The following is a 21,167-nucleotide window of genomic DNA, read 5'->3' as shown; positions in this document are numbered from 1 at the left end:
GACGCGGGGAAGGGCCACCGCGCCGCGTCCCGCCCCGGACCACCGTTCCGTTGCCGCGACGCAGCCGGATTTCGGCCGTAGGGCCACGATTGTCAGTGGCGGATGGGACACTTCCGCCCGTGAGCTCCTACCCGCCCAGCGTCCCTCCGCAGACGACACCGCAGACGCCACCCCTGCGGCAGCGGCTCGCCGACCTGCGCGGCCCGGCCGTGCCGCCCCGGCCGCTCGACGCCCGCGCGCTCGCCGCCCTCGCCGCCAACCCCGGCTGCGGCAGACGGGCCCTGCTCGACGGTGCCGGCGTGGACAAGACGGCCCTCGCCGCGGCCCTCGGCTCGCCCTCCGCCTTCGGGCAGTCGCAGTTCGCCATCATCCGGGGGAACTCCTTCGAGGCCAAGGTCAAGGGCGACGGCGGAGCGGAGCTGCTGCGCCTGGTGTACGAGCGCCTCGGCGCCGGAGCCGAGCCGCCCGGCCCGCCCGGCCCGGCCGCCCTCGTCCCCGACCTCACCGCCGCCGGCCCCCAGGGCCGCGCCGCCCGCACCGCGCTCGCGCTGCGCGAGGCGACGGCCGCCGGCGCCTGGACGCTGCTGGACCACCCGATGCTGGCCCTGGAGGTGGCGGGCTCCCCCGCGTACCTGGAGCCGGACGCCGTCGTCGTGCACCCCGACGGCCGCTGGACGGTGGTGGAGATCAAGTCGTTCCCGATGATCGACGGGAGCGCCGACCCGGCGAAGGTCGGCGCCGCGGCCCGGCAGGCCGCCGTGTACGTACTGGCCCTGGAGAGCACCGCCGGGAAGCTGCCCGGGGCCACGGTGGGCCACCAGGTGGTGCTGGTCTGCCCGAAGGACTTCTCCAACCTCCCGACCGCCGCACTGGTCGACGTCCGCCGGGAGCGTTCCGTCACCCGGCGCCAGCTGGAGCGGCTCACCCGGGTCGAGGAGCTGGCCGCCCTGCTGCCCGCGGGCCTGTGCTTCGACCCCGCCCGGCCGGCCGGGGAGCTCACCGAGGCCGTCTCGGCCGTCCCCGCCGCCTACGCCCCCGAGTGCCTGGCCGCCTGCGAGCTGGCCTTCCACTGCCGCGGGCGGGCCCGCGCCGCCGACGAGGTGGGCGCCCTCGGCCGGTCGCTGCGGGCCGAGCTGGGCGGGCTGGGCACCGTCGGGGAGGCCCTGGCGGCCGCCGCCGGAGCCGGACCCGCCGAGGACCCGGCCGCGGCCGCGCTGCGCCAGGCCGCCCGGCTGCGGGCCGAGGCCCTGGCGCTCGCGCCCGCCCGCACCCCGTCGGAGGACTCCGCATGCCCCTGCTGACCACCCTCGCCCGGCTGGAGGCGGTCCGCGCGGGCCGGGCCCGGGCCCTGGCGACCGTACGGCACCGGCACCTGAGCGAGCGCCCGCTGGTCCTCGTACCGCTGACGACCTCCGGTGAGGCCGGTGCGCCGCTCGGCGCGCTGGTCGGCACCGACCGGAACGACCCGTGCCTGCTGGTCATACCGCAGCCGCGCGACCGGGACCTGCGCTGGGAGTTCCTGGCGGAGCTGGCGCGGCAGGTGATGCCGTACATCGACGGGTACGCCGATGCGGTCGAGCCGGCCGAGCGCACCGAGACCGACCCGGAGAGCGGCAAGCGGGTCAAGGTGGAGACGGAGCTGTGCGTGGACGCGCCGCAGCTGATCGTGCCGAGCCGGGCGGGCGTGGAGTACGTCCGGCTGCTCGGGCGGTCGATGCGGTTCCGGCGCACCGCCGAGGACGACCCGGAGAACCCCTACCCGGTCCCGACCCAAGTTCCCTTGCTTGGCCGCTGGTTCACGCACCTCGCGGAACGCTCCCGGGTACCCGGCTCCGCCCTCCTGCTGTCGGCGGCCGAACTGCTCGCCCGGCACTGGGCGACCGGGCAGAGCAGCGTGGAGGACCAGCACCTGGGCGCCCTGCTGGCCTGGATCGCCCCGCCCGACGGGGAGAGCGGCGCGGAGGCCGCCCTGCGCGCGGAACTGGCCCGCGACCGGGACGGGCAGCTGCTGGTCCCGCCCGCCGGGCCCGCCACCGACCCGGCCTTCGACAACAAGCTGCTGGCCCCGGCGATGGCCCGCTACGACGCGGCGCGCGCCGCGGGCGGCCGGGAGGCCGCCGAGCGGGCCGAGCAGTCGGTGCGCGAGCTGGTCGGCGGACAGCTCCGCCCCACCTGGGACGCGGTGTGGCGCTCCCTGGACCTGCTGCGCACCCTGCCCGCCGGGGAGCGGACCGCGGAACGCTGGACCCGTGACCGCTGGTCGTACACCGGCCACCGCGACCGGGTACGGGCGGGCGAGCCGCCGCAGCCGCGCCGCGACGACGCGGTGACGGCGGCGCAGAAGCTGGCCACCCGGGAGACGGAACAGGTGCGCCTCGACGCCCAGGAGGCGCTGGACGACCCGCTGGTGATGGCGGGGCGGCGGCTCGCGGGCGAGGCGTTCGCGGGCGAGGTGACCGAAGTGGTCATGGAGTGGACGCAGTCCGCGCGCCCGCGCCCGAGGCCGCTGGTGACGGTGGTCACCGAGGACCGGCCGCAACTGGCCGACGGGGGCGGCGGGAAGGTGTTCCGGTCACTGGACGGACGTCCGCAGGCCGCCGAGTTCGTGGGTTTCGAGGAGTCCGGCGGCATCGTGCTGCGGCTGCTCGACAAGATGGGCTCGGGCCGGGAACCGGCGCCGGGCACGGTGCCGGAGAAGGGCGACCGGCTCTGCTGGACGCTGTTCGAGCACGACGCGCGCGGCGGCCCGAAGCTGCCGGACCCGGAGCGCACCCCCTGGACGCACGGCGGGCCGCCGGGATCGGCGACCGCCGCGCTCCTCCTCCCCGACCCGGTCACCGACGGAGACATCCTTTGACCGCCTTCGACCCGGGGGCGGCGGCCGCCCGGGCGACCGCCGCCATCCTGCACGACACCCTGCACGGCGCCGACCGGGGTGTCGTCGTCGACTCCCCGCCCGGGGCCGGCAAGTCCACGCTGGTGGTGCGGGCCGCGCGCGAACTGGCCGCCGCGGGACGCCGGCTGATGGTGGTCGCGCAGACCAACGCCCAGGTGGACGACCTGGTGCTGCGGCTGCACGAGAAGGACCCGGAGCTGAAGGTCGGCCGGCTGCACAGCAGCGAGGGCGACGCCTACGACCCGGCGCTGCGCGAGTTGCCCTCGGTCACCCTCTCGGCCAAGCCGGGGGAGCTCGCGGAGCTGCCGATCACCGTGTCCACGGCGGCGAAGTGGGCGTACGTGAAGGACGTCGAGCCGTGGGAGCACGCCATCGTGGACGAGGCCTACCAGATGCGTTCGGACGCGCTACTGGCCGTCGCCGGGCTGTTCGAGCGGGCCCTGTTCGTGGGCGACCCGGGGCAGTTGGACCCGTTCAGCGTGGTCGGCGCCGAGCAGTGGGCGGGGCTGTCCTACGACCCTTCGGCGTCGGCGGTCTCCACCCTGCTGGCGCACAACCCGCACCTGCCGCAGCACCGGCTGCCGGTGTCGTGGCGGCTCCCGGCGTCGGCCGCCCCGCTGGTCTCGCGCGCCTTCTACCCGTACAGCCAGTTCCGCAGCGGTACGGGCCCGGGTGCGCGGCGGCTGTCGTACGGGGTCGGCTCCGACGGGTCGGGCCCGGACCGGGTACTGGACGAGGCCGCCGAGTCGGGCTGGGGCCTGCTGGAGCTGCCCGCGCGGCACACCCCGCGCACCGATCCGGAGGCGGTCGCGGCGGTGGCGCTGGTGGTCCGCCGGGCCCTGGACCGGGGGGCGGTGACGCAGGACGAGCACCCCGGCGGCCCGGCCCCGCTGACGGCGGACCGGATCGCCGTGGGCACCGCGCACCGCGACCAGGCGGCCGCCGTCCGCGCGGCCCTGGCCGGCCTCGGCGTGCCGGGCGTCACGGTGGACACCGCCAACCGCCTCCAGGGCCGCGAGTACGACCTGACGGTGGTGCTCCACCCCCTCTCGGGCCGCCCCGACGCCACGGCCTTCCACCTGGAGACGGGCCGCCTCTGCGTCCTGGCCTCCCGCCACCGGCACGCCTGCGTGATCGTCGCCCGCGCGGGCGTCGCCTCGCTGCTGGACGACCACCCCTCGACGGAACCGGTCCAGCTGGGGGTGACGGTCAAGTTCCCGGACGGCTGGGAGGCGATGATGTCCACCTGGGACTTCTGGTCCGACCACCGCATCCCCTGGCGCCCGTAGGCCCTGTCGTCACTCCCCGCGCGAGGGCCCCTTCCGGCTGATCCCCCTGCCGGTGCGGAAGACCTCGCCGACCTCGACCAGGGTGCGGAGCTGTTCCGGGGTGAGGAGGTCGATCAGGTGGCGGCGGACCGACTCCACGTGGAGAGGGGCCGCGGTGGTGATCGCCTCGGTACCGGATCCGGTCAGGACCACCTCCGCGCCGCGGGCGTCGCTCGCCACGCCCCCGCGGCGGACCAGGCCGCGCCGTTCCATCCGGGTCAGCTGGTGGGACAGCCGACTGCGGGACCACTGCATCAGCTCCGCGAGCGCGCTGATCCGCATGCGGTGGCCGTCGGCCGAGCCGAGGACCGACAGGACGTCGTAGTCCGCCTCCGAGAGTCCGCTGTCCTGCGTCAGGTCGCGTGCGATCTCCGCGTTGACCAGGGGGAACATCCGCCGCCACGCGTACCACGCCTGCTGCTCGGACTCGGTGAGCCAGCGCGGCGCGGGCTCCGGGGGTTCGGTCACGGGTCCACTCTAAACAGGTCGGTGATACGTCACCTATCCAGTTGACATATCACGCAGCGGCGACTTCCCTTGGTGACACATCAACCAACAAACTGTTGCAACATCACTTCACCGATGCCCCACGGGAGTTCACACCCATGATCCGCCTGCACGTCGTCTCCGCCGCCACCCGGCCCACCTCCTCGGGCCGCCCGCTCGCGGCCTGGGTCAGCGAACAGGCCCGCGCCCACGGCGGCTTCGACGTCACCTCCGTCGACCTCGCCGAGATCGCCCTGCCGTTCCTCGACGAGCCCGAGTACGCCTCCAGCGGCGTCTACGCCAACCCGCACACGCTGGAGTGGAGCGCCCTGGTCGACTCTGCGGACGCGTTCGTCTTCGTCCTGCCGATGTACAACGGCGGCTTCACCGCGCCCTTCAAGAACGCCATCGACTTCCTCTACAAGGAGTGGAGCGGCAAGCCGGTCGCGCTGCTCAGCTACAGCGCGGGCCCCACGGGCGGCGCCCCGGCCGCCGAGATGCTGCTGCCCGTCCTGACCCGCCTCGGCATGCTCCCCACCGAGCACCGGCCGGCCGTCCCCGGCATCAACGCCCTGATCGGCCCGGACGGCTTCCGGGCCCCGGAAGGCCTGGCCGCCGAACTCGCCGCCCAGCTGGACGAGGTCGCGGCCCTCGCGTCGCAGCGCGTGTCCGCGTAGGCCTTCCGTCCGGATCCCCGAACCGGTCCGATGCCCGATGGGAACACCCTCGATGACGGATGGTCGGGGGGATGCCGAGTGGCGACGGTCGGGGGTGCCGACGACGCGGAGGCCGCGGGCCGGCGGCGCATCGGCCGCTCCGCGAGCGTCGGCGCGTGCTCCATGGGCGCGGTGTTCGCCGCGAAGATCGCGCCGGCGTCATGGTCCGCCGGGTTCGCCTGGTGGATCGCGGCGCCGCGCTCCCTCCTGTTCGGCGCCGGCGGGGCGGTGGCGGGCACCCGGACGGGCCGGATGGAGGGCACCCGCGAGGAAGCCCTCCTGCCGGGCAGGTCCTGCTGACCCCTTACGCCGTCCATCCCCTCGGCGAGGGCGGACGCGCGCCCACGACGTACGAGAGCGCCCGCTTCGAGCTGTGGGTGACGCACCGGGGACTCCGTCTCCGGGACCGGACCGAACAGCTCTGGAGCCGTCCCTGACCGACCCTGCGCCTGACGGCGGAGGGCGAGGTGGTGCTCGTGCACCACGACGGACACGTCATCGCGGAGTTCCTGGTGGATACGCAGGACGGTTCACCGGACGAACTGCAGCTCGGCGCGGACCGGCTGCGCGGGCGGTCCCGGCACGGATGACGGCGCGGGGGCGGCGGCTGCGGCGCGCGGGGGCACGCGTGCGCCCTTGCGGGGCGTTGGACAATGGAGGGTGGCCCGGAAGCATTCGCGCGCAGCACCCAGGAGGACAGGCATGGCAGAGCCCGAGCGGACCCGGCGGAAGCTGCGGCCCGCGCCGCTGCTCTTCGAGCCCTCGGAAGCGGCTTCGGACCCCGAGCACTTCTTCGACCTGGAGTCGATAGAGGACCCGCGGGAGCTGCTGGCCCGCGCCACCGAGCTGACGCTGGCCTTCCGGGCGGCGCAGGACCGGGCCGTCGAGTTCCAGGCGCTGGCGGCGGCCCAGCTGGCGGACCCGCGGCGGTTCGACCGGCTGCCCGCCTCCGCGATCGCGGAACAGGCGGAGTGGACCGAGGACTACGCCGTGAAGATGATCGAGTTCGGCGAGAGCCTGCTGCGCGGCGGCGGTCCGGAAGACGCGTAGGCCGCGGCCCGTGGCATATGCGGGGCGCACCATACTCCCGGCCGGCCCGCCCTGTCCCGGAATTCGGTAACTCCGGGGAGTTGCCCCGCTACCCCCGGTAGACCTGGGGCATGACGACCCTGACCGGCTCCTGCTCCGCCCTCGACGTCCGGCCCGCCCCCGCCACCGAGGTCACCCACGAGGGCGCCGCCTGGCTCACCTCCGCGTGCGCCCACCCGCGCGGCGCCCTCGCGGCCTGGGCGGAGCGGCCCGCCGCTCCGGCGGTGCTGCCCTGCGGGACCGCGTTCGACGTCGTCAACGTCCCGCTCTTGCTCGGCCGGCGGATGCTCGACCTGCTCTGGGGCGAAGGCCCCGGCTGCGGGCCCGCCGCCGTGCACCGCGGCCGGATGCTGCTCTTCGCCGCCCCCGGTACGGCGCAGCGGCTGCCCGCCCTGCTCGCCTGGGAAGAATGGAGCCCGGACGCGGCCGCGCCGATCTGCCACGGGCTCGGCGACGCCGTCACCGTCCCGCCGCTCGTCACGACGCCCGGACCGGCACGCTGGCTGGTCGCCCCGGACTCCCGGCGGCCCTGGCTGCCCGGGCCCGACACCCTGCTCTGGGCGTTCCTGCACGCCGCCCGCCTGCAGGTATCGATTTTTCGTTCCGCCGATCGGGATGCTAATGTCTACGACGTCAGCAGGCGCCGCTAGCTCAGTTGGTTAGAGCAGCTGACTCTTAATCAGCGGGTCCGGGGTTCGAGTCCCTGGCGGCGCACAGACGGAAAGAGGCCCCCACGCGAGTGGGGGCCTCTTTCGTGTGCCCGGGCCGGACTTCCGGCGCCCGGACCGCTAGGTCGTGATCTTGACCGTGTACGCGCCGGACGGGGTGCGGTCCGCCACCTCGATCCGGATCCGCTCGCCGGGCACCGTGAACGTCTCCCCCACCTCCAGCGGGGCGTCCGCCAGCGGCGGGTAGACCGAGCGGTCCCAGCACGCCTCCGAGCGCGGATGGCCGTCGATCACCTCGATCGGGCCGCCGCCCGAGGCCGCCTCGTTGCGGACGCGGTAGACCAGTACCCCCTCGGTGCAGGTGTCCCCGTCGTTGCCGGCGGAGCCGCGGGCCTCGATCGCGATGGCGCTGCCCGGTCCGGTGCGGACCACCGCGAGCCGGGTCCCGCCGGAGCCGCCCCTCGGGACGCCCTCGGCGATCGGCTGGAGGGTGTGCAGGGAGGTGCCCGACGGCACGCAGTCCACCTGGGAGGCGTCGAGCCAGCCCAGCTTCCACTTGTGCCAGGCGAACAGGTCCGGGGCCATCCCGAACTGGCTGCCCATGACGTCCCAGTCGCCGACGTACGTGTCCCAGTCGCCCTTGCCGTCCGACGGCCGGTGGTAGAGGTCGGGCAGGTCGAAGACGTGCCCGGTCTCGTGGGCCAGGACGTTGCGGTCCGGCGGGTGCCGTTCGAAGACGGTCACGATCCGCCGCAGCTCCGTGCCGTCGGCGATGAGCGGCCGGTCGAAGTTGACGACCTTGGTGGCGTCGGAGTCGACCCCCGGCGCGTTGGGGTCGGCGACGAAGTACACGACGTCGTACCGGCTGAAGTCCACCGCCGGGTCGGCGGCCGCGACCGCGTCCCGCAGGTAGGCCGCCCGGTCCTCGGGGGCCCAGTCGCGCTGCATCCCGTACGCCGTGGACGGCTTGGGCATCGCGATCCACCGCTTCTGCGGGTGCGGGACCAGCCGGAAGCGTCCGTAGGAGGCGCGCTCGAAGAAGTTGCTGGTGGCGGGGAAGTAGTCGCCGGTCAGCTCGTCGGGGGTGACGGCGGCGCGGTGGTCGGGGAAGGAGAGGAAGACCATCACCGCGTTCAGGGTGCGGACGGGTTTGGGGTAGGCCCGGTTCCAGGTGTCCAGGCCGAGCGAGTGGTGTGCGGCCGTACGGGTCAGGGCGCAGGGGCCGGCGCCGGACGCGGCGGCTGCGGGGGTGGCGACGAGCGACATGGCGGCGACCGCCGCCATGGAGGTGAGAACCGCCGCGGCACTTCGGATGCCGGGATGGTCCACTCCCCCGGGTGTCTGCTGGGGCGGCACATCGACCTCCGGTGGTGGATTCGTACCCTCCCGTCCACCTTGAGGCGATTGTCTTACTTATGCCCTGTTCCGGTGCCCCACATGAGTGAGCAGTAGGGCAAGTCGGTGACCCCCGGGCTTCACGGCCCTGTCTACAGAACGTCACGACCGATCACCCGAGATCAGCGACGGGCCGTGCACGCTCACAGCCGCGCAGAAACGATCGCCCGCGATCGGCCCGACGAACCGTCATCGCGGCGTCATCCCGCCGAAGTAGGTTCCCTCACCCGGCGACGCCGCTGGATGACGCCGTCCGGCAGCCTCTATGATCGGCACACTTTCCTGCACGGACACTCACGAGCACTGCGGGAGCCAACGGTGAGCGGAACCTCAGAGGGAACCGGTTCGGCGGCCGACCGCACCCGATCGGCCATTACGGAGCGTCACCCGGCAGTGCCTGCCCTGCCGGGCATGTCGAGCGAGCCGGAGGTTGCGTCCATGCTGAGCTCGCCCGCCCGGCCCGCGCCGGGAGGCCGCGACTTCCGGGCCGTCTTCGACGCGGCCCACCTCGCGATGGCCGTCGTCGACCGCGAGGGCTACGTCGTCGCCGCCAACCGGGCCCTGGCCGCACTGCTGGGCTCCGCCCCGCACGAACTCGTCGAGCGGGCCGCGGCGGAGCTGGTCGACCTGGCGGCCGAGGCCCGTACCTGGCAGGCGTACCAGGAGGTGCTCCGCGGGCGCCAGGCGCGGCTGCGCTGCACCCGCCGGCTCAAGCACCCCGACGGGCACTCGCTGTGGACCGAGGTGACCCTGGGGCCGGTGCCCGGAACCCGGGACGTACTGCTGTCCGTTGCCGACATCAGCGACCGGCGCGACCTACAGGCCCGGCTGCGCCACCTCCAGATGCACGACCCCGTGACCCGCCTGCCCAACCGGGCGCTGTTCTTCGAGCGGCTCTCCGCCGCCCTGGAGGCCGCCTCGTACGAGGACGGCGGGACGGGCCGGATCGGCCTGTGCTACCTGGACCTGGACGGCTTCAAGGCGGTCAACGACACCCTCGGCCACCGCGTCGGCGACCGGCTGCTGACCGCGGTGGCGGCCCGGCTGACCCAGTGCGCCGACCAGTCCGGCTACGGGCGCACCAGCGGGCACCTGGTGGCGCGGCTCGGCGGCGACGAGTTCGCCCTGCTCGTCGAGGACTCCACCGGCACCGAGCAGCTCGCGGAGCTGGCGCGCAGCGTACTGGCCGCCGTACAGGAGCCGTTCGACCTGGCCGGGCAGCGGCTGTCGGTGTCGGCGTCCATCGGCGTGGTGGAACGGGCCGCCGCCGGGACCTCGGCGACCGGGCTGATGCAGGCCGCGGACACGACCCTGTACTGGGCGAAGGCGGACGGCAAGGCCCGCTGGACCCTGTTCGACCCGGAGCGCAACGCCCACCGGATGACCCGGCAGGCGCTCTCCTCCTCGCTGCGGCCGGCCGTGGAGCGGGGCGAGTTCGAGCTGGAATACCAGCCGCTGGTGGACCTGGAGAGCGGCGCGGTGCGCGGGGTGGAGGCGCTCGTGCGCTGGAACCACCCGCAGTTCGGGACGTTGACGCCGAATCGGTTCATCGGAATTGCGGAAGAGGACGGGTCCATCGTCCAGCTGGGGCAGTGGGTGCTGCGGACCGCCTGCCGGCAGGCGCGGCGCTGGCAGATCGAGCAGCCCAGCGACTCGCCGGTGTTCGTGTCGGTGAACGTGGCCGTGCGGCAGGTGTGGGACTCGGACCTGGTGGGCGACGTCGCGGAGATCCTCGCCGAGACGGGCCTCGCGCCGCAGCTGCTCCAGCTGGAGCTGACGGAGTCGGCGGTGATGGGTTCGGCGGGGCGGCCCCTGCAGGCGCTCCAGGCACTGAGCGACATGGGCGTACGGATCGCCATCGACGACTTCGGCACCGGGTACTCGAACCTCGCCTACCTCAGCCGGCTGCCGGTGTCGGTGCTCAAGCTGGACGGCTCCTTCGTGCGCGGCTTCCGCTACGAGGAGGGCGCCCACCCCAACCCGGCCGACGAGACCATCGTGGAGGCCCTGGTCCAGCTGGCGCACCGGCTGGGCCTGACGGTGACGGCCGAGTGCGTGGAGACGGCCGGCCAGGCGGCCCGGCTGCGCCGCGTCGGCTGCGACACGGGCCAGGGCTGGCTGTACTCCCGCGCGGTGGCCCCGGAACGCATCGCGGAGATGATCGGCACCCGCCCGGAGGCAGGGGACCACCGCTAGTGCTGTGGCCGGAGGCCGGGGCCACCGCGGGCCGTCGTACGGCGCGCCTCCGCCCCGCACCCCCTGGGTGGGGGGCGGGGCGGAGGGCCGCTCGGCGCGGGGTGGGGGGAGATCAGCAGGCGCCGAGGTCCTTCCAGACACCCCATTCACCGGTGGTGCCGGGCTCCTCGTTCTGCGTCCACCACTGGGCCTTCCACTTGTGGCCCTTGTGCGAGACCTCGCTGCCGCCGGTGTAGACCGTGCCCGCAACGTAGGCGGGGGCGGTGCAGCCCGTCGTGGGCGTGGCGGTCGGGGTCGCGGTGGGGGTCGCCGTCGGCGTGGCGGTCGCCGTGGGGGTCGCGGTCGGGGTGACCGGGGGCTGGGTGGAGCCGCCGAGGGCGGCGGAGATCTGGTTCAGCAGCGTGGCCTTGTCGTCCAGGCCGAGCAGGGAGTACATCATCGCGCCGGCCAGGCCGCGCTGCTTGCCGTAGTCGACCCGGGCCTGGACGGACTTCTGGTTCAGGCCGGTGAAGAACTCGCCGTCCTTGTAGAAGTACGAGGCCTTCGCCTGGTCGTCCCAGAAGGTGGTCGCCGGATTGTCGACGATCCCGCCGAGCTCCTTGTAGTTCGCGATGCCGGCCTGCTGGCTCGTGGGCCGGGCGGCGGAGGGACCGGTCGCCGACTGGGCGAGGCCGTTGGCGGGCCCGGCGGGGACGCCCTTCCAGCCGCGGTAGTAGAACTCGTAGCCCAGAGTCAGCTTGCCGGCCGGGAATCCGCCCGCGATGCCGTAGGCCGGGTTGCCGTCGAGCCAGGAGTCGATGGCGTTCTTGATGCTGTACTTCTCGGTGCCCGGCGCGATCGGGTCGGTCGGGTCGGCCGCCGAGGGGTAGAGCGGGGACTGGTGGTAGGTCGGCCCGTCGCCGTCCCAGGCGCCGTGCATGTCGTAGGTCATGATGTTCGCGTAGTCGAGGTACGCGCCGATCTTGTCCGTCTCGATGTACTTGATCTTGTCCTGGCCGGCCGGGAGCGCCGACGTCAGCAGGTACTTCTTGCCGCCGTTGGCCTGGCCGTAGGCGTCGAGCTGGGTACGGAACTCCTTCAGCAGCAAGGTGAAGTTCTGCTTGTCCTCGGGGGCGTAGTGGTTGCCGAGGTGGCCGCCCGCCGAGCCCGGGTACTCCCAGTCGATGTCGATGCCGTCGAAGATCCCGGCCGCGCTGCCCGGGCCGCCGTAGCCGCCCTCGACCGGCAGGTTGCCCTTGATGTACTGGTCGATGCAGGAGGAGACGAGCTTCTTGCGGGAGGCGTCCGTCTTCGCCGCGTCGCTGAAGTACTTCGAGTACGTCCAGCCGCCGATCGAGATGTTGATCTTGAGGTGGGGGTACTTCGCCTTGAGCTGCTTGAACTGGTTGAAGACGCCCACGATCGGCTGGTCCCACTTGTCGGCGACCCCGCCGACGCTGTCGGCCGCGCCGAACGACTTCTGGTAGTCCGCGTAGGAGTCGCCCGCACCGTCACCGGCACTGGCGTTGTTGTCGTCACCCGCCGCCTTGTTGGCCTCGAAACAGGTGAGGTCGGTGGGGTGGATGTTGCCGAACGAGTAGTTGATGACGTCGAGCTTGCCCGCTATGCCACGGGTGTCGAGGTGCTTGGGGTAGAAGGCGTTCCCGTACACGCTCCACTGGTCGTAGTAGGCGATCTTGACGTTGCCCGCGGCCGCCGCGGTGGTGGCGGCGCCCGCGGCCTGTGCGGTGCCGAGTCCCGCGAAGGCGGCCAGCGCTCCGGCTGCCAGCGCGGCCGTGGCGGCGGCCGCGATGAGGGGTTTACGGATGTGCATGAACTGACTCCGTGGGGGTGGGAGGGGATGCGTCAGCTTCGGGTGAGAGAAGTGATAGCGATCACTCCGTGCCCCAGTCAATGGTTTGGACCAAAGAAGGACTAGACCACTCGACGGTCAAATCCGCTCGTCAGAGACCTGAGCGCACATCAGAAACCGCTCGCCACCCCGGGTGACGAGCGGTTTAAGCCTCCCCTAAGACACACTCCGGCAAGGTTTCCGCAACGAACCAGCCGAACCCCGTTCGCCTCCGCTCAAGCCGGAAGCGAGCCCTCCACCGGCATCCCGTACGCATCTGCTACGAGCGCGTAGGAGCGCAACCGGGCCGCTCCGCCATGGGCGTTGGCCGTCAGCATGAGTTCGTCCGCCCCTGTCCGCGCGACCAGCGCGTCGAGCCCGGAGCGGACCTCTTCGGGGGTGCCGTGGACGATGTTCGCCGTCCAGCCGTCGACGAACTCCCGCTCCGGCGGGGAGAAGGGGTACGCGGCCGCTTCCTCGGGCGTCGGGACGAGGCCGGGCCGGCCGGAGCGCAGCCGGAGCATCGACAGCGCGCCCGTGAGCACCTGGGCCCGCGCCTCCTGCCCGGTGTCCGCGGCCAGCGCCGATACCCCGATGACGGCGTAGGGGGCGTCCAGCACCGCCGAGGGGCGGAAGCTCTGCCGGTACAGGTCGAGCGCGGGCAGCGTCCCCGCCGCCGAGAAGTGGTGGGCGTACGCGAAGGGCAGGCCGAGCTCACCGGCGAGGCGGGCGCTGAAACCGGAGGAACCCAGCAGCCATACCGGCGGCCGCCCGGCGGGCCCTTGGACCGGACCGGGCACGGCGTGCACCCGGGCGTAGGGGTGCCCGTCGGGGAAGCTGTCGTCGAGGAAGCGGATCAGCTCCCCCAGGCGGCGCGGGAACTCGTCGTGCGCCTCCTCCGCCCGCGCGGGTCCGCGCAGCGCGGCCGCCGTACCGGGGTCGGTCCCCGGGGCGCGGCCGAGGCCGAGGTCGATCCGGCCCGGGGCGAAGGCCTCCAGGGTGCCGAACTGCTCGGCGACGGCCAGCGGGGCGTGGTTGGGCAGCATGACGCCGCCCGATCCGAGCCGGATCCGGGAGGTGTGGGCGGCGAGGTGGGCCAGGATCACCGCCGGGGAGGAGCTGGCCACCCCGGGCATGGAGTGGTGCTCGGCGACCCAGTGGCGGTGGTAGCCGCGGGACTCCGCCAGCCGGGAGATGGCGACGCTGGTGCGCAGCGACTCGTGCGCGGTGCTGCCCGCCCCGACGGTGACCAGGTCCAGCACCGAGAGCGGCACCGGGGCCCGGCCCAGGGCGACCCCGCGGACGGGGTCGGCGGGGGCCGCGCCGCTTTCCGCGCTCGCGCCCGCTCGCGCACCCGGCCCCGCCCCCGTATTCACGTTCGGGCCCCCGGCCGCGTCCACGCCCGTTCCGGCGTCCCCGGTGTCCCCGGCGTCGTTCATCGTCACTCCCGTCCCATGCCGCTCTCCTGCACGTCTGTACGAAGAAGTCGAACCATGGGACGGGGCCGGGCATTCCCGGCAGACCGGAAGGAAGCGAATGCCCCCGGCATATGCCAGCGGGGTACCTGCTGGCGGAGCGACTTGATTGAGCCATCAATCTCATCAACAGGCGCTCCGGATGGGCCTCTTGATGGCTATCGTGGTAGGGCAAGCGGTAACAACCTGGTAGGGGGAAACCGTGGCGCTGAAGCCCGAGCCGACCGCGCCGTTCCACTCGGTGCAGTACGCGCTTCGCGTACTCGAGACGATCGCTCGTCACACCGGTGGTGTGACGGACGCGCAGATCGCGCGTGAGACCGGCCTGCCCGCGGCCCACCTCGCGCCGATGCTCCTCATGCTGCGCCGGGAGGGCTACGTCCTGCAGGTGTCCGACGGCGCCTACGCCATAGGGGACTCGCTGGTCCTGCTCGGCTCCGGGACCGACCGGAAACAGGCGCTGCAGGAGAAGCTCCAGGAAACCCTGGACCGGCTGCGGGACTCGGTCGGCGCGGCCGTCTACATCAGCCGGTACGTGGACGGTGAGGTCCGCATCACGCAGTTCGCGGACAGCCCGCGCACCCCGAAGGTGCACGAGTGGGTGGACTTCCGCTCGGCGGCGCACGCCAGCGCGGTCGGCAAGTGCCTGCTCACCCAGCTCGACCAGAACGGGCGCCGCGACCACCTGGCCCGGCACAAGATCGCCCGGCTCACGTCGAAGACGATCGTGAACGAGCGGATCCTGTTCTCGAAGCTCGACAGCCAGCCGGCCACCGTCCCGGTGCTCGACCTCCAGGAATACGCCGTCGGCACGGTCTGCGCGGCGGTCCCGATCACCGCCGGGGCCTCCGTCGGCTGCCTGGCCCTGTCCATGCCGGTCGAACACGCGCACCGGCTGCGGGCCGCCGCGGACGCGCTGAACCGGAAGGCCGCGCCGCTGCTGCTGTCACTGACGCTGTGAAAAGGGCGCGGCGACGGGGATGCGGGATCAAGGCCGGAAAACACTTCGGGCGGTTACCGGTGAACCGGTAACCGCCCGAAGTACAGGTGCGCCGCCAGGGACTCGAACCCCGGACCCGCTGATTAAGAGTCAGCTGCTCTAACCAACTGAGCTAGCGGCGCCTGACAGAGAAAATAGTACCTGGTCCCGGGGGGTGCTCAAAACCGGTTCCGGGGCCGCCGGCGATCACCAGGACGTGGTGACCTTGACGTCCTGCTCCGTCCGCACCCCGACCGTGCCCCGGTCGCCGAAGACCTCCTGCCGCCAGGCGCCGAAGAGCCGGGCGACCCGGCGGGCGTCCTCGCCCTCGCCCTTGCCGACCGCCCGGGTGGAGAAGGTGATCCACGCCTCATTGGCCCCGGCCGTCTTGCGGATCCGCACCCGGGTGACGCTGCCCGCGGGCATGAAGGTGTCCTCCTCCGTGCGGTGGCGGGCGTAGTACTCGTTGAACTCGCGGGTCATGTCGTACCAGCCGTCGACCACCTGGCAGGGCGGTGCGCCGTCGGTGGGCGGCCCGGGCGCCGCACTGTCCTGGTCGGTCGGCGGGTTCGGCGGACCGGTGTCCTCCTCGGTCGGGACGTTCGGGCCGCCGCCGGTCTCGTCTTCCGTGGGGACGTTCGGGGTGCTCGCCGTCTCTTCCCCGGTGGGCGGGTTCGGCGGACCGCCCGTCTCCTCCTCGGTGGGGAGGTTGGGTGCGCAGGTCGGCGGGGCCGGGACGGCGGACGGCGGGGCGGCCGACCGGCCCGCGACGTGGGTGCCGCACGCGGCCAGCAGCGCGCACAGCGCCCCCGCCGCCACCGACCGGGCGACAGCGGCCGTCGTCCTCGCGTTCATCGCACACCCCCTCCGCCTCCAAGACGAGCACCGGGCCCGGCGGGTTGCCTCAGCGGTCCAGCAGGTCCCGGCGGCCCTGGGCCCCGTACGCCGCCAGCAGCGCGCGCAGGTCCTCCTCGTCCAGGCGGCGGTAGCCGTCGGTGCCGGGCGGGCGCCACCAGACCGGTTCGGGGACGAGGAAGCCGGCCCGGCGCAGGGCGACCCGGTGGATCTTGTTCGTGGCCGTCACCGGCAGGGCGTCGAGGACCCGGACATAACGCGGGGCCATCTTCGTACCGAGGTCGGGCTGGGCCGCGAGGAAGGCCGCGAAGACCCGCGGGTCGAAGGACGCGCCTTGGCGCAGGGCCACGGCAGCCATCACCTGGTCCCCCGCCACCTCGTCCGGGACCGCGTACACGGCGACCGCCGAGGCGTCGGACCAGCGGGCCAGGATGTTCTCGATCACCGCCGCGGCCAGGTTCTCGCTGTCGACCCGCAGCCGGTCGTCGGTGCGGCCCGCGAAGTAGAGAAAGCCCTCGGGGTCGCGGAAGAAGAGGTCCCCGGTCCAGTACCAGCCGTCGCGGGTGCGGGCCGCCTCGGCGTCGGGGTTGCGCCAGTAGCCCTCGAACAGGCTGCGGCCCCGGTTGACCAGCTCGCCTATGGCCTCCTCCCCGTTGAGGAGGCGGCCCCGCCCGTCCAGTCGGGCCGGCGGGCACTCCTTGCCGGTCTCCGGGTTGATGACGGCGAGGTCGTCGCCGGGCGCGGCCCGGCCCAGCGCGGCCGCCGGGGTGCCGGGGGTCCGCTGGACGGAGGCGCCGCCCTCCGTCGCCCCGTAGCCCTCCACCAGCCGGACCCCGAACCGCTCGGCGAAGCGGGCGGCGTCCACCGCGCCGGCCTCGGTGCCGAAGCCCACGCGCAGGGTGTGGTCGCGGTCGTCGGGGCGGGGCTCGGTGGCGAGGAGGTACTGGACGGCCCGGCCGACGTAGGTGAAGTACGTCGCCCCGTACGCCCGTACGTCGTCCAGGAAGGCGGTGGCCGAAAAGCGGCGGCGCAGCGCGACCGAGGCGCCGCCGGCCAGGGCGGGCAGCCAGTCGGCGATGACGGCGTTGCCGTGGAAGAGCGGCATGCACACGTAGTGGACGTCGTCCGGCGTGACCCGGAAGGTGCGGGCCAGGGAGGCTCCGGCGGCGGCGAGCCGGCCCTGGCTGCACAGCGCCGCCTTGGGCGCGCCGGTGGAGCCGGAGGTGAAGTAGAGGAGGAGGCGGGAGCCGGGTCCCGGGCCGCCGCCGAGGACCGCCGCCCCGGGGGCGGCCGCGGCGAAGGGGGCGAGGAGTTCGGCGTACTCCCCGCCACCGGTCACCAGGATCCGCACCCCGGGCAGGTCGAGGCCGCGCAGCAGCGGCAGGTGGGCGGGCTCGGTGACCAGGATCCGGCAGTCCGTGTGCAGGATGTCGCGGGCCAGCTCGGGGCCGCGCCGGGTGGGGTTGATCCCGGCGACGGCGGCCCCCGCGAGGGCCGCCGCACCGAGCCAGAAGGGGAACTCGGGGGTGTTGTCGAGCAGCACCCCGATGTGCGGCTCGGCCCCCGGCGGCAGGAGGTCGACGAGCAGCGCGGCGCGCGCGGCGGCCTGCTGGGCGCACTGGTGGTGGGTGAGGACGGTGTGCTCGTGCTTCAGCCCGGGCCGGTGGTCGCCCCATTGGCGCGCTATGAGCTCCGCGACGGTTTCGGGTGTCGTCCGCATGCCGCCGGAGGTTAGCTGACGTTGCGTCAGAATTGAACGTCGGAGCAGGCGTAGAAGGCCATCGGGGTGTCGTTCACGGTCCAGACCGCCAGGATCATGTGGCGGCCGGTCTTCCCGGCCGGCATGGTGCCCTGGTGGACGGTGGTCATGGCGGGACGGGCGCCGTTGTAGGCGACGGTGAGGAAGGGCTGGGGGTCGAGGGAGGCCCGGGTGAGGGGCTTCTTGGGGTCCCAGCCGTTCTTGGTGACGTAGTACTTGAAGTCGGTGGTGGAGTGGTTGGCGGTGAACTGCCACCGGAAGGAGTAGCTCTGGCCGCTGGTCACGCCGGTGGCGGGCCAGGTGCCGCCGCGCGGGTCGTCGAGCTGGGCGAACTCACTGTGGCCGCCGGAGCAGATCTGGCCGTCGGCGGGGCCGGCGGCCGGGAAGCCCTTGTAGCCCTCGACGCTCTGCGGCTCCCACTGGATGGGGCCGCAGTCGGGGACGGCCTTGTTGGCGCAGAGCTTCTGGCGGCTGATGGGGGTGTCGGTGTAGCCGTGGCCGCTGGCGGTGGGGGCGCCGGCGAGGGTGACGGTGGCCAGGACGCCGAGCCCGAGCGCGGCGGCGGACCGTTTGGGCATGCGGAGGAGACGCATGATGCTCCTTGGACGTGGGGGGAGTCGGGCGGGAGAGCGTGCGCACGCGCTGGGGATGACGTTCAGGTCTAGACCAAGTTCCAGGTTATTGACGGGAGTTGGCCATGTCCATACCAACGGGAGAACGGGTGGTCCGGTCGTAACCGGCCACCCGTTCCCATGCCTTCCGTGGGGCTACTGGTCCGCCCGCCCGGTGTAGAAGGCGACGGTCAGATCCTTCACCAGGGCCTTGCGCTCGTAGTCGTCCAGCTCGACGATCCCGCGCGAGGTGAGCCGGTGGACGGTGTCGTCGACGGCGTCCACGACCGAGGTCAGGACGGTGTCCCGGTGCTTGGCGTCGATGGCCGCGACCCGCCGGCGGCGCATCGCCTGGGCGACCTCGGGGGCGTACTCGATGCGGGTGGGCTGGGCGGAGAACACCTCGATCCCGACGGCCTCGGTTTCGGCCGCCACCATCCGGGTCAGTGCGTCGCCGACGGCCTCGGCGTCGCGCAGGGTGGGGGCGTCCTCGTGGAAGGCGTCGGCGGGGAGCCGGGACAGGACCCGGGCCATGGCCGATTCCACCTGCTCGGAGAGGTACGCGGTGTGGTCGGCCACGGCCAGGGTGGCCCGGGCGGTGTCCTTGACCTGCCAGACCACCTGGACGACGGCCTGGAGCGCGAGGCCCCCGGCGTCGACGGCGGGCATGGGCTCGCTGCGCCAGTGGCGCAGCCGGACGTCGACCCGGCGGCGCAGCAGGAGCGGGCTGACCCAGGTGAGCCCGGTCCGCCGGACGGTGCCGCGGTAGCGGCCGAAGAGGGTCAGCACCCAGGCATGGCCCGTCTTGGCGCGGCCGAGACCGCCGAGGGCGAGCAGGGCGACGACGCCGAGGAAGGCGAGCGGGGGCCAGGAGGTGGCGGGCAGCCCGTGATAGGCGCGGGGGGCCAGCCCGAAGGCGATGGAGAGGACGTCGGGGACGGCGCCGGCCCGCCAGAGCACTGCCGTGCAGCCGGTGAGGGCGAGGGCGCCGATGCCGACGGCGAACCAGCCGGGCAGCACGGGGCCGCGGTGCTCGCGGAGGCCGTCGTCGCCGCGGGGGACGCGACGGCCGACGGCATCCGGCTTGGCCGGGCGCGCGGGGGGCTGCGGCCGGGGGTGCGGGGCGGGCAGCGGCGGCCGCACCTGGCCGAGGAACGGCAGGTGCACGGGGACCTCGGTGACGGCGGTGCCGCGGGCGTCCTTGCGTTCGCCCTCGCCTTCGTCCTCGTTCCCGGGGCCGATGACCCGGGCGACGGCCCGGCCGACGAGGTCGGCGACGAGCCCCTGGCGGGGCGCGGAGCCGGATTCAGCCCGGGCCCGGGCGGCCGGGATCCCGTCGGGGTGCGGACGCGGCTGCTCGGCCTCGGGGGCCGGGCCGGACCCGCCCACCGCGGCGAGTACCGGCTCCGACCCGGCGGTCCGATCGTGCCGCTCGCCCGCGCCCGGCACCGGCACCCGCCCGGCCCCGTCCTCACGGACCGGGTCCGAGGCCGGACCCTGAGGCGGAGCCACGGCCGAGGCGGGGGACGAGATGGCGGCCGGGACCGGGGCTGCCGTCCGGGCGGAGGGCCCGCTCACCTGCGCAGCCGCGCCCTGGCCTTCGCGGGCCGCACTCGATTCCGGGCCCGCGTCCGGGGCCGGGGCCTGAGACGGAGCCGCCGCCGACGCGGGGGCGGCGCCGACAGCCGAAACGGCTGCGGGCGCGGAGTACGGAGCCGCCGTCCGGGCCGGGGACTGGCCCGGCCGCGGGGCGGCAGCTGCCGCACTGGCCGCGTTCCGGTCGGGGGCCGCCTCGGCGGTGGCTTCGCCCGGGTGCGAGACCGCGGCCGGAGCCACCCCGGAGACCTGGGCTGCCGTCCGGGCGGAGGGTCCGCTCACCTGCGCAGCCGCGCCCTGGCCTTCGCGGGCCGCGCTCGATTCCGGGCCCGCGTCCGGGGCCGGGGCCTGAGACGGAGCCGCCGCCGGGGCGCGGGACGTGTTCGCGGCCGGGGCCGCCACCGGGAACGAGGCTGCCGCCGTCCGGGCACAGGGGTGGCTCGGCTGTGGGCCGGAGACCGCTACGTGGGCCGCGCTCTCCGAGGCCGAAGCCCGAGGCGGAGCCACGGCCGAGGTTCCCCCGGGGACAGCAGCGGAAGCGGCCGTCCGGGCAGGTTCCGGAGCCGCGGTCGAAGCGGCTGCCGGCCCGGCGTAGGGGGACTCGACCCGGGCCGAGGACCGGCTCGCCTGCGCAGCCGAGGCCTGGGCCGCGCTCAAGTCCGGGCCCGCGTCCGGGGCCGGGGCCTGAGCGGGACCCGTCGCCGGGAACCGGGCTGCCGTCCCGGCGGAATACCCGCTCGGGCCGGAGGCCGCCGCGCGGGCGGAGCCCAAGTCCGCATCCAGGGCCGGGACCTGAGGCGAAGTCGCCGTCCGGGCGGGTGCGGGGGCCGTCGCAGCGGCGTACGGGGACTCGGTCCGGGCCGAGTACCGGCTCCCCTGCGGAGCCGAGACCTGGCTCGGGGCGGAAGCCGTCGCGGGGTCCGCGCTCGGATCCGAGACCGGAGCCTGAGGCGAAGCCGCAGTCGAGCCCCCGCCCCCGCCGCCGGCCGTCGACGGGAACGGGGCCGCCGTCCAGGCCGAGGACCGGCTCGGCTGCGGGCCGGAGGGCGCTGCGGGGGCCGCGCTCACGTCCGGGGCCGGAGTCGGAGCCACCGCCGGGGTCCACCCCGGGACAGCATCGCCAGCGGCCGTCCGGGCCGGTTCCGGGCCCGTAACCGCAACAGCTGCCGGCGCGGCGTGCGGGGCCGCCGTGCGGGCCGCGTTCACGTCCGGGCCCGGGATCGGGGTCGGGAACCCGCCCGGGACAGCAGAGGCGGTCCCCGCCGCGGGGTACGCGGCCGCGTACCC

General features: G+C 74.1%; 17 protein-coding genes and 2 tRNA genes. 10 read left to right on the top strand and 9 right to left on the bottom strand.

Features of this window, described 5'->3' with window-relative positions; all coding sequences use genetic code 11:
- Positions 1-119: 119 nt before the first annotated feature.
- Genes ACWGH1_RS05760 through ACWGH1_RS05750 form a run of 3 tightly spaced genes read left to right on the top strand, consistent with a single transcriptional unit; the run spans position 120 to position 4,185 of the window.
- Positions 120-1,301 (top strand): hypothetical protein, encoded by a 1,182-nt coding sequence (locus ACWGH1_RS05760; RefSeq protein ID WP_453353081.1) that lies wholly within the window; start codon positions 120-122, stop codon positions 1,299-1,301.
- The gene (locus ACWGH1_RS05755) at positions 1,289-2,857 is read left to right on the top strand and encodes a hypothetical protein (protein ID WP_453353082.1); all 1,569 of its coding nucleotides are present in this window, start codon (positions 1,289-1,291) and stop codon (positions 2,855-2,857) included. The genes ACWGH1_RS05760 and ACWGH1_RS05755 overlap by 13 nt, the downstream gene beginning before the upstream one ends.
- Positions 2,854-4,185 carry an AAA domain-containing protein gene (locus ACWGH1_RS05750; RefSeq protein WP_453408457.1) on the top strand — a complete coding sequence of 444 codons (1,332 nt, stop codon included), beginning with the start codon at positions 2,854-2,856 and terminating at the stop codon, positions 4,183-4,185. The genes ACWGH1_RS05755 and ACWGH1_RS05750 overlap by 4 nt, the downstream gene beginning before the upstream one ends.
- A gap of 9 nt (positions 4,186-4,194) precedes the next feature.
- On the opposite strand, the gene ACWGH1_RS05745 is transcribed toward ACWGH1_RS05750, so the two are convergent.
- On the bottom strand, positions 4,195-4,692 hold the full coding sequence (locus ACWGH1_RS05745; protein WP_453353083.1) for a MarR family winged helix-turn-helix transcriptional regulator: 498 nt from the start codon (positions 4,690-4,692) through the stop codon (positions 4,195-4,197).
- 137 nt (positions 4,693-4,829) lie between these two features.
- On the opposite strand from ACWGH1_RS05745, the gene ACWGH1_RS05740 reads away from it, so the two are divergent.
- From ACWGH1_RS05740 to ACWGH1_RS05720, 5 genes are all read left to right on the top strand, one after another.
- Entirely contained in the window at positions 4,830-5,387 is a 558-nt protein-coding gene (locus tag ACWGH1_RS05740) for an NADPH-dependent FMN reductase (protein ID WP_453353084.1), read from the top strand.
- Between the two features lie 78 nt (positions 5,388-5,465).
- Positions 5,466-5,726 carry a hypothetical protein gene (locus ACWGH1_RS05735; protein ID WP_453353085.1) on the top strand — a complete coding sequence of 87 codons (261 nt, stop codon included), beginning with the start codon at positions 5,466-5,468 and terminating at the stop codon, positions 5,724-5,726.
- Between the two features lie 402 nt (positions 5,727-6,128).
- The gene (locus ACWGH1_RS05730; RefSeq protein ID WP_453353086.1) at positions 6,129-6,476 is read left to right on the top strand and encodes a hypothetical protein; all 348 of its coding nucleotides are present in this window, start codon (positions 6,129-6,131) and stop codon (positions 6,474-6,476) included.
- Between the two features lie 110 nt (positions 6,477-6,586).
- Positions 6,587-7,165: a bifunctional DNA primase/polymerase gene (locus tag ACWGH1_RS05725; RefSeq protein WP_453353087.1), complete on the top strand. Its 579-nt coding sequence runs from the start codon at positions 6,587-6,589 to the stop codon at positions 7,163-7,165.
- Positions 7,156-7,229: transfer RNA gene (locus tag ACWGH1_RS05720), tRNA-Lys, on the top strand. The genes ACWGH1_RS05725 and ACWGH1_RS05720 overlap by 10 nt, the downstream gene beginning before the upstream one ends.
- Before the next feature lie 74 nt (positions 7,230-7,303).
- Here ACWGH1_RS05720 and ACWGH1_RS05715 read toward each other — a convergent pair.
- On the bottom strand, positions 7,304-8,539 hold the full coding sequence (locus ACWGH1_RS05715) for a M6 family metalloprotease domain-containing protein (RefSeq protein WP_453356784.1): 1,236 nt from the start codon (positions 8,537-8,539) through the stop codon (positions 7,304-7,306).
- Positions 8,540-9,016: 477 nt separating this feature from the next.
- On the opposite strand from ACWGH1_RS05715, the gene ACWGH1_RS05710 reads away from it, so the two are divergent.
- A complete protein-coding gene (locus ACWGH1_RS05710; RefSeq protein WP_453356785.1) occupies positions 9,017-10,774 on the top strand; it encodes a putative bifunctional diguanylate cyclase/phosphodiesterase in 1,758 nt (585 codons plus the stop codon).
- 112 nt (positions 10,775-10,886) lie between these two features.
- Here the strand turns inward: ACWGH1_RS05710 and ACWGH1_RS05705 are convergent, their stop codons facing one another.
- Positions 10,887-12,587 carry a glycosyl hydrolase family 18 protein gene (locus ACWGH1_RS05705; protein ID WP_453356500.1) on the bottom strand — a complete coding sequence of 567 codons (1,701 nt, stop codon included), beginning with the start codon at positions 12,585-12,587 and terminating at the stop codon, positions 10,887-10,889.
- A 254-nt stretch (positions 12,588-12,841) separates the two neighbouring features.
- Entirely contained in the window at positions 12,842-14,044 is a 1,203-nt protein-coding gene (locus ACWGH1_RS05700; RefSeq protein WP_453356501.1) for an LLM class flavin-dependent oxidoreductase, read from the bottom strand.
- Positions 14,045-14,282: 238 nt separating this feature from the next.
- Between ACWGH1_RS05700 and ACWGH1_RS05695 the strand changes: the two genes are divergently transcribed.
- Positions 14,283-15,041, top strand: coding sequence for an IclR family transcriptional regulator (locus ACWGH1_RS05695; protein ID WP_389662630.1), 759 nt, complete (start codon positions 14,283-14,285; stop codon positions 15,039-15,041).
- Positions 15,042-15,128: 87 nt separating this feature from the next.
- Here ACWGH1_RS05695 and ACWGH1_RS05690 read toward each other — a convergent pair.
- The 5 genes from ACWGH1_RS05690 to ACWGH1_RS05670 form a co-directional block, all read right to left on the bottom strand.
- Positions 15,129-15,202 (bottom strand) — tRNA-Lys (locus ACWGH1_RS05690).
- A 64-nt stretch (positions 15,203-15,266) separates the two neighbouring features.
- On the bottom strand, positions 15,267-15,914 hold the full coding sequence (locus tag ACWGH1_RS05685; protein WP_453356333.1) for a hypothetical protein: 648 nt from the start codon (positions 15,912-15,914) through the stop codon (positions 15,267-15,269).
- 49 nt (positions 15,915-15,963) lie between these two features.
- Positions 15,964-17,634 (bottom strand): AMP-binding protein, encoded by a 1,671-nt coding sequence (locus tag ACWGH1_RS05680; protein WP_453356334.1) that lies wholly within the window; start codon positions 17,632-17,634, stop codon positions 15,964-15,966.
- Between the two features lie 26 nt (positions 17,635-17,660).
- A complete protein-coding gene (locus ACWGH1_RS05675; RefSeq protein ID WP_453356335.1) occupies positions 17,661-18,266 on the bottom strand; it encodes a lytic polysaccharide monooxygenase auxiliary activity family 9 protein in 606 nt (201 codons plus the stop codon).
- A 174-nt stretch (positions 18,267-18,440) separates the two neighbouring features.
- Positions 18,441-20,162 (bottom strand): SPFH domain-containing protein, encoded by a 1,722-nt coding sequence (locus tag ACWGH1_RS05670; RefSeq protein ID WP_453408456.1) that lies wholly within the window; start codon positions 20,160-20,162, stop codon positions 18,441-18,443.
- Between the last annotated feature and the right edge of the window lie 1,005 nt (positions 20,163-21,167).

It is taken from the genome of Streptomyces sp. NPDC054883, from assembly GCF_053610645.1.
The sequence above is the reverse complement of the archived record's forward strand: the minus strand, read 5'-3'. Positions and strand labels throughout refer to the sequence as shown.

Coding starts and splice junctions, on each gene's coding strand:
- ACWGH1_RS05755 (WP_453353082.1), top strand. CDS start 1,289: ATGCCCCTGCTGACCACCCTCGCCCGGCTGGAGGCGGTCCGCGCGGGC.
- ACWGH1_RS05740 (WP_453353084.1), top strand. CDS start 4,830: ATGATCCGCCTGCACGTCGTCTCCGCCGCCACCCGGCCCACCTCCTCG.
- ACWGH1_RS05730 (WP_453353086.1), top strand. CDS start 6,129: ATGGCAGAGCCCGAGCGGACCCGGCGGAAGCTGCGGCCCGCGCCGCTG.
- ACWGH1_RS05725 (WP_453353087.1), top strand. CDS start 6,587: ATGACGACCCTGACCGGCTCCTGCTCCGCCCTCGACGTCCGGCCCGCC.
- ACWGH1_RS05710 (WP_453356785.1), top strand. CDS start 9,017: ATGCTGAGCTCGCCCGCCCGGCCCGCGCCGGGAGGCCGCGACTTCCGG.
- ACWGH1_RS05705 (WP_453356500.1), bottom strand. CDS start 12,587: ATGCACATCCGTAAACCCCTCATCGCGGCCGCCGCCACGGCCGCGCTG.
- ACWGH1_RS05700 (WP_453356501.1), bottom strand. CDS start 14,044: ATGAACGACGCCGGGGACACCGGGGACGCCGGAACGGGCGTGGACGCG.
- ACWGH1_RS05685 (WP_453356333.1), bottom strand. CDS start 15,914: ATGAACGCGAGGACGACGGCCGCTGTCGCCCGGTCGGTGGCGGCGGGG.
- ACWGH1_RS05680 (WP_453356334.1), bottom strand. CDS start 17,634: ATGCGGACGACACCCGAAACCGTCGCGGAGCTCATAGCGCGCCAATGG.
- ACWGH1_RS05675 (WP_453356335.1), bottom strand. CDS start 18,266: ATGCGTCTCCTCCGCATGCCCAAACGGTCCGCCGCCGCGCTCGGGCTC.